This window comes from Shinella sp. 838, from assembly GCF_029623935.1.
Classification (GTDB): Bacteria; Pseudomonadota; Alphaproteobacteria; order Rhizobiales; family Rhizobiaceae; genus Shinella.
In genome coordinates, this window is the sequence record NZ_JARSBQ010000001.1 from 588,604 (window position 1) to 601,556 (window position 12,953).

At 64.5% G+C, this 12,953-nt stretch carries 11 protein-coding genes; 6 read left to right on the forward strand and 5 right to left on the reverse strand.

Annotated features, from left to right (window positions below):
- Positions 1-10: 10 nt before the first annotated feature.
- Positions 11-1,606: a trimethylamine methyltransferase family protein gene (locus P9A16_RS02780; protein WP_037405753.1), complete on the reverse strand. Its 1,596-nt coding sequence runs from the start codon at positions 1,604-1,606 to the stop codon at positions 11-13.
- 247 nt (positions 1,607-1,853) lie between these two features.
- On the opposite strand from P9A16_RS02780, the gene P9A16_RS02785 reads away from it, so the two are divergent.
- The gene (locus P9A16_RS02785) at positions 1,854-5,513 is read left to right on the forward strand and encodes a PAS-domain containing protein (protein ID WP_023512045.1); all 3,660 of its coding nucleotides are present in this window, start codon (positions 1,854-1,856) and stop codon (positions 5,511-5,513) included.
- 4 nt (positions 5,514-5,517) lie between these two features.
- On the opposite strand, the gene mnmD is transcribed toward P9A16_RS02785, so the two are convergent.
- Positions 5,518-6,240: a tRNA (5-methylaminomethyl-2-thiouridine)(34)-methyltransferase MnmD gene (gene mnmD, locus P9A16_RS02790; protein ID WP_023512046.1), complete on the reverse strand. Its 723-nt coding sequence runs from the start codon at positions 6,238-6,240 to the stop codon at positions 5,518-5,520.
- Here mnmD and P9A16_RS02795 point away from each other — a divergent pair.
- Positions 6,239-7,417: an NAD(P)/FAD-dependent oxidoreductase gene (locus P9A16_RS02795; RefSeq protein ID WP_037405751.1), complete on the forward strand. Its 1,179-nt coding sequence runs from the start codon at positions 6,239-6,241 to the stop codon at positions 7,415-7,417. The two genes, mnmD and P9A16_RS02795, sit on opposite strands and share 2 nt — an antisense overlap.
- A 7-nt stretch (positions 7,418-7,424) precedes the next feature.
- Here the strand turns inward: P9A16_RS02795 and P9A16_RS02800 are convergent, their stop codons facing one another.
- On the reverse strand, positions 7,425-7,799 hold the full coding sequence (locus P9A16_RS02800; RefSeq protein ID WP_023512048.1) for a PRC-barrel domain-containing protein: 375 nt from the start codon (positions 7,797-7,799) through the stop codon (positions 7,425-7,427).
- Positions 7,800-7,933: 134 nt separating this feature from the next.
- On the opposite strand from P9A16_RS02800, the gene puuE reads away from it, so the two are divergent.
- Genes puuE through uraH form a run of 4 tightly spaced genes read left to right on the forward strand, consistent with a single transcriptional unit; the run spans position 7,934 to position 10,276 of the window.
- Complete coding sequence (gene puuE / locus P9A16_RS02805) at positions 7,934-8,866, forward strand: allantoinase PuuE (RefSeq protein ID WP_023513845.1); 933 nt, start codon at positions 7,934-7,936, stop codon at positions 8,864-8,866.
- Positions 8,863-9,360, forward strand: coding sequence for a 2-oxo-4-hydroxy-4-carboxy-5-ureidoimidazoline decarboxylase (gene uraD / locus P9A16_RS02810; protein WP_023513846.1), 498 nt, complete (start codon positions 8,863-8,865; stop codon positions 9,358-9,360). The genes puuE and uraD overlap by 4 nt, the downstream gene beginning before the upstream one ends.
- A gap of 51 nt (positions 9,361-9,411) precedes the next feature.
- Positions 9,412-9,906 carry an ureidoglycolate lyase gene (locus P9A16_RS02815; protein WP_023513847.1) on the forward strand — a complete coding sequence of 165 codons (495 nt, stop codon included), beginning with the start codon at positions 9,412-9,414 and terminating at the stop codon, positions 9,904-9,906.
- Positions 9,907-9,913: 7 nt separating this feature from the next.
- Positions 9,914-10,276 (forward strand): hydroxyisourate hydrolase, encoded by a 363-nt coding sequence (gene uraH / locus P9A16_RS02820; RefSeq protein WP_023513848.1) that lies wholly within the window; start codon positions 9,914-9,916, stop codon positions 10,274-10,276.
- A 46-nt stretch (positions 10,277-10,322) separates the two neighbouring features.
- Here the strand turns inward: uraH and guaD are convergent, their stop codons facing one another.
- Entirely contained in the window at positions 10,323-11,630 is a 1,308-nt protein-coding gene (guaD, locus tag P9A16_RS02825; protein WP_023513849.1) for a guanine deaminase, read from the reverse strand.
- A gap of 5 nt (positions 11,631-11,635) precedes the next feature.
- Positions 11,636-12,868 (reverse strand): urate hydroxylase PuuD, encoded by a 1,233-nt coding sequence (locus tag P9A16_RS02830; RefSeq protein ID WP_023513850.1) that lies wholly within the window; start codon positions 12,866-12,868, stop codon positions 11,636-11,638.
- Positions 12,869-12,953: the final 85 nt, after the last annotated feature.

Below are 12,953 nucleotides of genomic sequence, written 5' to 3' on the forward strand. Positions count from 1 at the left end.
GAAAAGCGTCTTAGAAATCGGTGGGAACGCCGCCCTCTTCCTTGCGCCTGGCGACGAACGCTTCCAGTTCGTCCTCGATCGCCGGGTCGAGCGGCGGCTTCTCGTAGGCGTTGAGCTTTTCCTTGAAGACCCGGTTGGCATGGTCGTAGGTGGTCGGCCGGCCGGCTTCCGTCCAGGTCTCGAAGTTGCGCCAGTCCGAGAGGATCGGCGAATAGAATGCCGTCTCGTAACGGGCGAGCGTATGGGGTGTGCCGAAGAAGTGGCCGCCCGGCCCGACGTCGCGCACGGCCTCCAGGCCGAGGGCATCGGGGCTGACATCGAGTGGTGCCAGATATTCCGCCACCATCTGCAGCATGTCGACATCGAGGATGAACTTTTCGAAGGAGGCCGTCAGGCCGCCCTCGCTCCAGCCGGCCGAATGCATGATGAAATTGCCGCCGCCCTGTGTGAGCGCCCAGAGGGAGAAGGCGGATTCGTAGGCGGCCTGCGCATCCAGCGTGTTCGAGGCGTTGGTGTTCGAGGTGCGATAGGGGATGTTGTATTTGCGTGCGAGCTGCCCGCCCGCAACCACCGCCTTCATGTATTCCGGCGTGCCAAAGGCCGGCGCGCCCGTTTTCATGTCCACGTTGGAGGTGAAGCCGCCATACATGACCGGCGCGCCGCGCCGCACCATCTGCGTGAAGGCGATGCCGGCCAGCGCCTCGGCATTCTGCTGTACGACTGCGCCTGATATCGTCACCGGTGCCATGGCGCCGGCGAGGGTGAAGGGCGTCACCACCACGACCTGCCCCCGCGCCGACATCTCGATGATGCCCTGCAGCATCGGTCCGTCGAGGCGCAGCGGCGAAGATGTGTTGATGATGGTGAAGAGCGAGGGCTCGCGCTCCATCTGCTCCATCGAGATGCCGCGGCCGATGCGGGCGATCTCGATGCCATCGAGATTGCGCTGCCGGCCGAGCGAATAGACGTGGAAGACCTTGTCGGTCAGCGTCACCAGATCCGACAGGCAGTCGAGATGGCGAACGGAGGCGTGGATGTCGACCGGCTCGACGGGATAGCCGCCCGTTGTATGGATGATGTCGTAGGACTGGGCGAGCTTCACCAGCTTGCGGAAATCCTCCTGATTGCCGGCGCGCCGGCCGCCGTCGCGGTCGGCGACGAAGGGGGCAGAAGCGATCTGCGCAAAGACGAGATTGTTGCCGCCGATCTCCACATTGCGCAGGGGGTTGCGCGCATGCATCGTGAAGGCCGGCGGGACGGAAGACATCATGTCCAGGATGAGGCCGCGGTCGAAGCGCACGCGGTCCGTACCGGGCGTCACGTCCGCGCCGGCCGCCTTCATGCGCTCGCGGGCCTCCGGCAGGATGATGTCCATGCCGATCTCTTCTAGGATGGCGAGCGAGGCCTGATGGACGGCCTCCAGCGCATCCTCGGAAAGCACCGCGGAGGGGGCCGTCGTGTTGACGAGATTGAGATATTTCGATGTGGTCTGCGGCCGGCGGGTGCGCTCTGCACTGCGCCCGCCGCTGCGGCGCCGGCGCTCGACGGGCGCCTCGGATGCCTCCGGTTGTTCGAGGTGATTTTCGAGTTTGATCACGTCGCCCATGTGCAGCGCAGCCCCGGTCTGGTTTGCCTCTTGCCCTTGTTGCACATCTTGCACGCGCGTGCCTCCGCCATTTGCGACAGCGAAATGCCCTGGTGGATATGCAGTCGTGTCGAAGCGCATTTTCGGAACACGCCTGCCCGGATGCATGACTTCCGGCAACGAACGGTTAACCATCCGTTCAAGGATTGATGATACTCCCCGAGGGGTATGAATCTCTCCCTCCGTGCCGCTTTGGGGAGCAACTGGCGTGGCTGAATCTCAAGACGAATTGCTGGTGGCGGCCTGTGCGCGCGTTCGCGAACACCTGCACCCGGCATACGTCAAAAGCAGCGAATTGCGTTATCTGGCGGTGAACGAGGCCTATGCCCGCCTGTTCGGCCATAGCGCTGCGGAGATGATCGGGCTGACCAGCGAGGAAATCGGCGAGACGCCGGGGCATGGCGACCGGGACGATCCGGAGCGCCGCTGCCTGATCTTCGGAAATCCCGAGCGGGCCCGCTATCTGCATCCGTTCGGCGGCGGCAGTTTCGATATCGCCATGAAACGCGAGCGGATCTCTGCGACCCTCTCGGTGCTTGTCGGCCTCTTTACGCCGTCGGTCGAAGCGCTGGCCGCCACGGTCGGCGTGGTCGCCAATGCGAATTGTGCCGGAGGGGTGTCGGTGGATGACCTGGCCCCGGATCGGGGCGAGACCGCCACCGATCATGTGGAGCACGCGCTCGACGCGCTCGGCGCCGGGGTCGCCGTCTTCGGTGCCGACAACCGGCTGCGTTATGCCAACCGCAGCATGCGGGAATTCTACCATGTGCTCGTTGGTGAATTTGCCGATGGACCCGTCAGTCTTGCCGCGCTCACGCGTGCGCTGCACGACATCGAGGTGGGACGCACATCGGAGGCGGAGTGCGAGCGCTGGGTGGCGGCGCGGCTCGCCAGCTATGATCTGCCACTGCATGAATGTGTCGTCCGCCTCGCTGGTGGCTGGACGCGTCTCGTCACCCAGCGTCGGCCCGATGGCACGCTCGTTGCGCTGCGCATCGACGTGACGGCGCTGAAGGAAAGCGAAGGACGCCTCAAGCAGCATTCGCAGGAGATCAGTCTCTATCGGGCGCTGCTCGACGAGCTACCGGTCGCAAGCTTCATGCGCGACGAAAACCAGCGCATGATCTTCGCCAACCGCGCCTATGTCGCCTTGACGGGCCGGCAGCCGGAAGAACTGCTCGGCCTCACCACGCTCGATATGTATCCGGAGCAGGGTGAGGAATTCCACGCGCAGAACCAGAAGGTGCTCGATACCGGCGAACTGCTTGAGACTGAGATCGAATACATCCGGCCGGACGGCTCGGTGCTGCCGACGATCTCGCGGCTCTACCGGGTCACCACGCTCGACGAGAAGAGCTATCTCATCGGCTCGATCACCGACACCACGGTGCTGAAGAAGCGTGAAAGCCAGCTCATCGAGGCCCAGCGGCAGGCGGAAGCCGCCAGGGCGGACATCGAGAGTATCGTCGAATCGCTGCCGGTCGGCATCGTCGTCGTCGACGAGACCGGCAATATCGAACTGGTGAACGGTGCCTTCGAGGAGTTGTGGGGCGGCGCGCTGCCGCCGGTGAAGGGGCGCCCGCTGGATGATCTCCTGCGCTTCCAGCAGGCACAGGGCGGTATCAGCGGGGAGGACGGCCCGCATGCCGAGGGGTATGCGGCCTGCATTTCAGGCATCCGCGCCGGCGAGACGCCGGTGCGCGAGGTCGCCTATGCCAATGGCCGGACGGTGATCGAGGCCGGCTGCGCAATTTCCGGCGGCCGCTGCCTTCTGACCTATATCGACATTACGGAGCGGCGCGAGCGCGAGCGCGAGGTACTGGAAACCCGCAGTGCCCTTGAAGAGGTCGGCAGCCTCGTCAAGGATGCGGTCTCCTCGATGAGCCAGGGCCTCCTCATCATTGAAGATGGTGTGGTGGTTCTCTCCAACGAGGCGCTGTCGAAGATGATCGCCATGCCGAACGAACTCCTGCAGCCGGGTGCGCTCGTCAAGGATGTGCTGCAAAGCAACATCGATCGCAACATTACCGGCTTCCTCGGCGAAGAACCGGTCGATGCCAGCCAGTTCGGGACGATCCTCTTCACCGGCAAGCCTGCTTCGCTGACGATCTTCAGCGGCTACCAGCGCTGGCTGCGTCTCGACGTGACCCCGACCAGCCGCGGCCGCGACGTCATGGTCTTTTCGGACATCACGGATCTCAAGAGCCGCGAAGACGAACTGCGCCGCCTCGTCACGCGCGCCGAGATGGCCGACAAGGCGAAGTCGGAATTCCTTGCCAATATGAGCCATGAAATCCGCACGCCGATGAACGGCGTGCTCGGCATGGCGGAACTGCTTGCGAAATCGAACCTCGACACGCGGCAGAAGACCTTCATCGATATCATGGTGAAGTCCGGCAATGCGCTTCTCACCATCATCAATGACATCCTCGATTTCTCGAAGATCGATGCCGGCCAGATGACGCTGCGCGCCGTCAGCTTCAACCCGGTGGAGGCGATCGAGGACGTGGCGACGCTGCTGTCGACGAAGGCAGCGGAGAAGGATATCGAGCTCGTCGTGCGCGGCGCGGCCAGCATGCCGGCGGTGGTGATGGGGGACGCCGGCCGCTTCCGCCAGATCGTCACCAACCTCGTCGGCAATGCCGTCAAGTTCACCGATCGCGGCCACGTTCTCATCGACCTCTCCTCGCAGATGGGGGACGACGGCAAGGTGGAGATCATCATCCGTGTCGAAGATACGGGGGCAGGCATTCCGGCCGAGAAGATGGAATCGATCTTCGAGAAGTTCTCGCAGGTCGATGCGTCTTCGACCCGTCGCCATGAGGGCACCGGCCTCGGCCTTGCCATTACCGACGGACTGACGCGTCTCTTCGGCGGTACGCTGACGGCGACCAGCGAGGTCGGCAACGGGTCGGCCTTTACGGTGCGCCTGCCGATGACGCTTGCTGTTGCCGCCCTGCCGGCCCGCATCGTGCCGGCCAAGGCGCCCGGTGCGCGCATTCTTGTCGTCGATGGGCACGATCTCTCCCGCAAGGCTTCGCACGACATGCTGCTCGATTGGGGTTTCGACGCGACCGCCGTCGGCTCCGAGACGGAAGCGCTTGCCGTTCTTGCGGCCGCTGGCGACATGGGCGTGTCGGTCGATGCGATCCTGCTCGACTACCACCCCGACCGTGCGCCCGATTTCGTGCAAACACTGCGGGAAGGCGCCCCGACCGCCGGCACCGCAGTGATCGTGCTCACCTCGATGAACCTTTCGGCCGAGGACAAGTTGCTCTCCTCGCCGGATATCCAGGCCCATCTCATGAAGCCCGTGCGGGCCGATCTGCTGCGGGAGACGGTATCCGAGGTGCTGCGGGCGACACGGGGAATGAAGGCGCCGACGCAAGGCGTGACCGAAGGCAAGGTCCTGCCGCTACGCCCGCTTGCGGCCTCTCCCGAGGTCACGGCTGCTGATGATGAAGTCATCGATGTCCTCGTGGCCGAGGACAACGAGGTCAACCAGATCCTCTTCACCCAGATGCTGATGGCCTGCGGCCTGCGCTTCCGGCTGGTGGAGAACGGGCAGGAGGCGGTGGATGTTTTCCGCGCGTCGCACCCCGGCATGATCCTGATGGATATCTCCATGCCTGTCATGGACGGGTTGCAGGCAAGCCGCGCGATCCGTGCGATCGAAAGCGGCTCCGGCCGCCGCGTGCCGATCGTCGCCGTCACCGCCCATGTGCTCGATGGCGACCGCGAGGAATGCCTTGCGGCGGGTATGGACGATTATCTGACGAAGCCGATCAGCATCGAGAAGCTGGAAGAAAAGCTCGACCGCTGGCTGAAGCGCAGCGGCAGGGAAGCCGTGACGGGCACGCTGTCCTGACGGCTCAGGTTGCCGGCCTTTCCCCACACAGCATTTCACGCTTTCCGGCGAAACCCGAGCGGCGCTCCACGACGAAGCCGGCGGCAGCAAGGTTGCGCCGTACGAAACCGGCCGCCGCATAGGTGCCGAAGCGACCGCCCGGAACGGTCAGGCGGAAAACCGCGGCCATCAACTCGGCCGACCACATGTCGGGATTGCGTGCAGGCGCGAAGCCGTCGAGAAACCAGGCGTCAAACGGCGTCGTCTCGCTCTCGAGGCTTTCGATGGCCGCGCCGCAGACCACGGTGAGGCAGACGCCGGGGGCAAGGTCGATCTCGACACGTCCGTCCGGCGCTTCCGGCCATTTCTCGGCAAGGATTTTACGTTCGTGTTCGATTTCCGGCCAATGCGCGAGCGCCCGGGCGATATCCGCGCTCGCCATCGGAAACCGCTCGAAGGAGGTGAAGTGGAGACTTGCGCCTTCCGGCGCGGTCCCGCGCCATTGCCGCCAGGTCTCGCAGAGGTTGAGGCCGGTGCCGAAGCCGAGTTCGGCAATGCGGAACGGTTCCGTCCGCCGCCAGCGGTCCGGCAGGCCATTGCCGGCAAGGAAGACGTGGCCACATTCCAGCCGGCCGTCGCTGCGGCAATAAAAGTGGTCGTCAAAGGCCCGGGAATAGGGCATATCGCCGTCGTGCCAGTCGAGGGCGGCTTCGGTCTGCGGCGCGTTTTCAGGATTGTGGTCAGCCATGTCGAATGCCGATAATCGCGGGAAGGCCGCCGGTCAACCGGCCGTTGACCTCATCGTCGTCGGCGGCGGGGTGATGGGCCTGTGGACCGCGCTTTTTGCCGCCAGGCAGGGCCTCTCGGTGCACCTTGCCGAGCGCCGGACGATCGGGGCCGGTGCGAGTGGCGGCGTGCTCGGCGCGCTGATGCCGCACCTGCCGGATCGCTGGAACGCCAAGAAGGCCTTCCAGTTTGCCGCTCTGGTCTCGCTCGAAGCGGAGATCGCGGCGCTGGAGGCTGAGACCGGGCTTTCCGCCGGTTACCGCCGCTCGGGCCGCCTCATTCCTCTTTCGAAGCCGCACAATCGTGCCATTGCAATCGGCCATGCGCAGGACGCATTGTCCGCCTGGGCTATGCCTGATCGAACCTTCGCCTTCGAGGTGCTGGACGCGCCCCTCGTCGCCGGATGGCCGGCCGAGGTCGCGATGGCCTCGGGGCTCGTTCATGATCATCTTGCTGGTCGCCTGGCGCCGCGTGCACTGCTCGCCGTATTGCGGGCTGCTCTTGCGCGCCTGCCGAAGGTGACGATCTGCGAAGGCGCTGGACTTCAGGCACTGGATCCTGCCACCGGCGTCGCCCGTTTCGAGGACGGAACCAGCCTTGCCTTCGGCCATTGCGTGCTGGCAGCTGGCGTCGAGACCTTTGCCTTGCTTGCCCCTCTTGCTCTTCCGTTGGCAAGGCCGATGGGGAGCGCGGTGAAGGGGCAGGCGGCGCTGCTTCGGGCTTCTGTCGATCCGGCGCTGCCGGTGATCTTTGCTGACGGGCTCTATATCGTGCCGCATGAAGATGGCCTGGTCGCGATCGGCAGCACCAGCGAGAACAGCTTTTCCGATCCTTCAGGCACCGACGGCCTTCTGGACGCGCTGATCGCCAAGGCGCGGCAGACGGCCCCGGTTCTGGCAGAGGCGCCGGTCGTGGAGCGCTGGGCAGGGCTGCGGCCAAAGGCGATCGGCCGCGAGCCTATGGTGGGGCGGCATCCCGATCATCCGAATGTCAGCCTGATGGCCGGGGGCTTCAAGGTGAGCTTCGGCCTGGCGCATGAACTGGCGCGCACTGTGGTGGACGAAATTGAGGGTGGCACGCTTCGCGTACCGCCCTCCTTCACCGTCGCGGCCCACTTCGAGGAAGCCGGACGGACGTGAACGCACCTTACATCCAGTAGGGCGGCACGCCGTAATAGTCGTGGATCACCTTGCCGTTGCGGCGGTTCCAGTCGTATTCGGCATCGCTTTCATAGTGCGGCGCGCGCTCGACTTGGTCCTTCGTCACATCGACGCGGTAGCCGCCGAGGCCTTCGTCATAGTTCAGCTTCGCCCAGGGCAGGGGATAGTGGTCCTGGCCGAGGCCGAGGAAACCGCCGAAGCTGAGTACCGCGTAGGAGACGTGACCGCTGCGCTTGTCGAGGATCAGGCGCTCTACCGAGCCGATATGCTTGCCGTCGGCCCCGTAGACACTCGTTCCCTCCACCTTGTCGCTGGCGATCAGATCCTGGGTTTCGCGAATGTTTGCATCCTGCATGGCCATAGGTGTTTCTCCTTGCTTGTGATGGACAGGAAACGGGCCAAGGCGGTAATGGTTCCTTATGAGGGTATGCATCGGATTCAATTCGGCTTCGGGCCGGCCGCTGCACCGGTGCCGTCCATTGTTGAGGTGATCGAATGACTGAGAAGACCTATCCGCGCGACCTGATCGGCTACGGCCGCACGCCTCCCAAGGTTCGCTGGCCGGGTGGTGCCAACATCGCCGTGCAATTCGTCATCAACTACGAGGAGGGTGGCGAAAGCTGCCTGCTGGACGGCGACCCGGCATCGGAGAACCTGCTCTCGGAAATCGTCGGCGCGCAGCCCTGGCCGGGGCAGCGTAACCTCAACATGGAATCGATCTACGAATATGGCTCGCGCGCCGGCTTCTGGCGCCTGCATCGCCTGTTCACCAGCCGCAACGTCACGACCACCGTCTATGGGGTGACGCTTGCCATGGCGCGCAATCCGGAAGCCGTCGCCGCCATGAAGGAAGCCGGCTGGGAAATTGCCAGCCACGGCTATCGCTGGCTGGAATACAAGGACTTTTCCGAAGAGAAGGAACGCGAGCACATTCGCGAGGCCGTGCGCCTGCACAAGGAGCTGACCGGCTCCCACCCGCTCGGCATGTACCAGGGCAAGCCCTCCGACAACACGCTGCGTCTCGTCATGGAGGAGGGCGGTTTCGTCTATTCCTCCGATTCCTACGCCGACGACCTGCCGTATTTCGTGCCGGGTCTCGATGGCGAACCCTTCCTGATCATCCCCTATACGCTCGAAACCAATGACATGCGCTTTGCGACGCCGCAGGGCTTCAATGCTGGCGACCAGTTCTTCAACTACCTGAAGGACGCCTTTGACGTGCTCTACCAGGAAGGTGCGGAAGGCAGCCCGAAGATGCTGAACATCGGCCTTCATTGCCGGCTGGTCGGCCGTCCGGGCCGTGCCGCGGCGCTTGCCCGCTTCGTCGACTACGTGCTCGGCCACGAGAAGGTCTGGATCCCGCGCCGCATCGACATCGCGCGCCACTGGATCGAGAATCACCACCCGTCGAAGGCGAAGGGCGCATGATCGACCGCGCCGATTTCCTCGCCCGCTTCGGCGGCGTCTTCGAGCACTCGCCTTTCATCGCCGAGCGTGCGCTGGATGCCGGCACCGTTGCCCTGCCGCTGACGGCAGAGGGCGTGCATGCCGCGCTGGCGGCGGCATTCCGCAGGGCGAGCGAGGCCGAGCAGCTCGGCGTGCTGCGCGCCCATCCGGATCTTGCGGGCAAGCTGGCGATTGCGGGCGAGTTGACGGAGGACAGCCGCAGCGAGCAGGCCGGCGCCGGCCTCGACCGGCTTTCCCCGGCCGAACACGTCCGCTTTACTGAACTCAACACCGCCTATATGGAAAAGTTCGGCTTCCCCTTCATCATCGCGGTGAAAGGGCTTACCAAGGACGACATCCTTGCCGCCTTCGAAGCCCGTATCGGCAATGTGGCGACGGTGGAATTCGAAACCGCGAAGAAACAGGTGGAGCGCATCGCGCTTCTCAGACTGACCGCTGCCCTCCCCGGAGAATGAACATGCCCGACCACCAAAGACCGCCCTTCCTCTCCCCGGGAGGGCTGTCTCATGGCTGAGAAACTGACGATCCGGCCGTTGACCCAGGAAGCCTTCGCCCCCTTCGGCACGGTGATCGAGGCTGATCCCGCCACGATGCGCCATATCAACGGCGGCAACACGGAGCGCTACCATGCGCTTGCCGAGGCTGAGGCCGTCGGCGAAGATGCGAAGGTCATCATCAACCTTTTCCGCGGCAGCCCGCGGAGCTTCCCCTACGCCGTCGACATGATGGAGCGCCACCCTTTCGGTAGCCAGAGCTTCTCGCCGATCGACAACCGGCCCTGGCTGGTGGTGGTGGCGGAGGACGAGGGTGGCAAGCCGGGCCGGCCGCAGGTCTTCCGCGCCGACGGGCGGCAGGGCATCAACTATCGCCGCAACGTCTGGCATCACCCGCTGATGACCCTGGATGCGGTGAGCGATTTCCTCGTCGTCGATCGCCTCGGCGGCGGCGTCAATCTGGAAGAGTTCTTCTTCGACGAGCCCTTCATCATCGAGCACCCTTGAGGGAACCATGAGCAAGCCCGGCCGCCTCACGACCCATGTCCTCGACACCGCACTCGGCAAGCCCGCCGCGGGTCTCGCGATCGATCTGTTCTGGATAGAGAACGGCGAGCACCAGCACATCGTGCGTGCGGTGACGAACAGCGACGGCCGCGTCGATGCCCCGCTGGTCGAGGGCGTCGGCTTCATGGCTGGCACCTACGAGCTGGTGTTCCGCGCCGGTGACTATCTGCGCGCGACGGGGGCGGATGTCAGCGAACCTGCCTTCCTTGACCGCATCCCGCTCCGCTTCGGCGTCGCCGATCCGTCGAGCCACTATCACGTCCCGCTGCTGCTCTCGGCCTACAGCTACTCGACCTATCGCGGCAGCTAGAGCAATTTTCGGCCGAAGCGGGATCGCTTCGGCGTCGGACAATGCGTTAGAGCGTCGCCTTCATGGGTTTGCCGGCCACGTAGGTCTCGCGCACTGCCCGGTCGTCGCCGAGCGTCTGGAGCAGGAAGAGTTCGTCCGTCAGCGAGCGCACCACTTCCATCTTCAGCGCCATGGCGGGCGTCGCGGCGGCGTCCAGCACCACGAAGTCGGCGTCCGTGCCGGCGTCCAGCGTACCGATGCGGTCTTCCAGCGACAGCGCCTCGGCATTGCCGAGCGTCATATGGTAGAAGCTCTCGAACGGGTTCAGCCGCTCGCCGAGCAATTGCTGGATCTTGTAGGCTTCGTCCATCGTCTTCAGCATGGAATAGCTCGTGCCGCCGCCGACATCCGTCGCGACGCCGATGCGTACCGGCTTTTCCCGGCGCGACAGCGCCTTGAGGGGAAAGAGGCCGGAGCCGAGGAAGAGGTTGGAGGTGGGGCAATGCACCGCGACGGCGCCCGCCTCGCTCATCGCGTCCGCCTCGCGTTCGGAGAGATGGATGCAGTGGCCGAACAGGCTTTTCGGGCCGAGCAGACCGTATTTCGCATAGACATCCGTATAGTCGATCGCGTCCGGATAGAGTTCGCTGGTGAAGCGGATCTCGTCGTGGTTCTCGGAAAGGTGCGTCTGGATATGGAGGTCCGGGAACTCGCGGGCCAGAGCCGCCGCCATCTCCATCTGTGCCGGCGTCGAGGTGATCGCGAAGCGCGGGGTGATGGCGACATGGTTGCGGCCCTTGCCGTGCCATTCGGCGATCACGGCGCGCGTCTCGTCATAGCCCATTTCGGGTGTGTCGAGCAGGCCCTGCGGCGCGTTGCGGTCCATCATCACCTTGCCGCCCACCATGCGCATGCCGCGCTTGAGTGCTTCGGCGAAATAGGCGTCGGCGGAGGCCTTGTGCACGGAGCAATAGGCGACAGCTGTCGTCGTGCCGTGGCGGATCATCTCGTCGTAGAAGTGGCGGGCGATGCGGGCGGCATGCGTGCTTTCGACAAAACGGCACTCTTCCGGGAAGGTATAGGTGTTCAGCCATTCCAGCAGGTTCGCGGCATAGGAGCCGATCACCTGCATCTGCGGGAAATGCAGGTGCGTGTCGATGAGGCCCGGCAGGATGAGGTGCGGGCGATGATCGATCTCCTCCACGTCGGCGGGCGTGCTGGCGCGCAGGTCCGCGTAGGGGCCGACGGCGGTGATCTTCCCGTCCTCCACCAGCAGGCCGCCGTCTTCCTCGTAACGATAGCTTGCGGCATCGTCGATCGCGACCGGGCGGCGGTGGAAGGAGAGCAGGCGCCCGCGGATGAGGGTTTTCGTCATGGCGGTCAGCTTCCTTCTGCTGCGGTTTCGAACCAGGCGGCGATGAGGGCCCGCTCTTCCGCCGTCATGCCGGTGACGTTGCCCGGCGGCATGGCGTGGCTGCGCCCCGCCTGCAGATAGATCTCGCGGGCGTGGAGGGCAATCGCCGTTTCGCTTTCGAGCACGACATCTTTCGGCGCCGCGCGCAGACCTTCCCAGACGGGTTCGGCGGCATGGCACATCGAACAGCGGGTGGAGACGAGATCGCGCACCGCCGGGAAATGCCCGTTCGATGCGAAACGCTCTACGGAGGAGGGCAGGCCGGCCTCGGCGCTTTCGCCGGTAAGCACCTTCGGCACGGTGGAAAGCCACATGATGAGGAGGAAGAGGAGCGCGGTGACGAGCCAGGTCCAGGTGGGTTTGCCCTTGCGGGCATGGGTCGTGTTGAACCAATGCCGGATCGTCACACCCATCAGGAAGACCAGCGCGGCGATGATCCAGTTGAAGGCCGTCGCGAAGGCGAGCGGATAGTGGTTCGACAGCATGAAGAATATGACGGGCAGCGTCAGGTAGTTGTTGTGCGTGGAGCGCTGCTTGGCGATGACGCCGTATTTCGGATCAGGCGTGCGTCCGGCGATGAGGTCGGCGACGACGACGCGCTGGTTCGGCATGATGATGAAGAACACGTTGGCCGACATGATCGTCGCCGTGAAGGCACCGAGATGGAGGAAGGCGGCCCGGCCGGTGAAGACCTGCGTGTAACCCCAGGCCATGGCGACGAGGATGCCGTAGAGAACGAGCATCAGACCCCAGGTGTTCCTGCCGAGCGGGGACTTGCAGAGAAGGTCGTAGAGGATCCAGCCGAGCGCCAGCGAGGCGAGCGAGATGAGGATGGCGACCGGCGTCGAGACGTCGAGCACCGAGCGATCGACGAGGAAGAGGTCGGCGCCGCCGTAGTAGACCAGACAGAGCAACGCGAAACCGGAAAGCCAGGTCGCGTAGCTTTCCCATTTGAACCAGGTGAGGTGCTCGGGCATCTGGGCCGGCGCGACCAGATATTTCTGGATGTGATAGAAGCCGCCGCCGTGCACCTGCCATTCCTCGCCATAGGCGCCGGCCGGCAGATGCGGCCGCTTCACGAGGCCGAGATCGAGCGCGATGAAGTAGAAGGACGAACCGATCCAGGCGATGGCGGTGATGACATGCAGCCATCGAACCGCGAAGGTCAGCCATTCCCAGGCGATGGCGTATTCATACATCGGTGCGCTCCCTCATCGTCGTTTTGCAAGGCGCACATTGCGCAAGAATCGCGGGCGAGGAAAGGGGGCGGCCTACCGGCGGTTT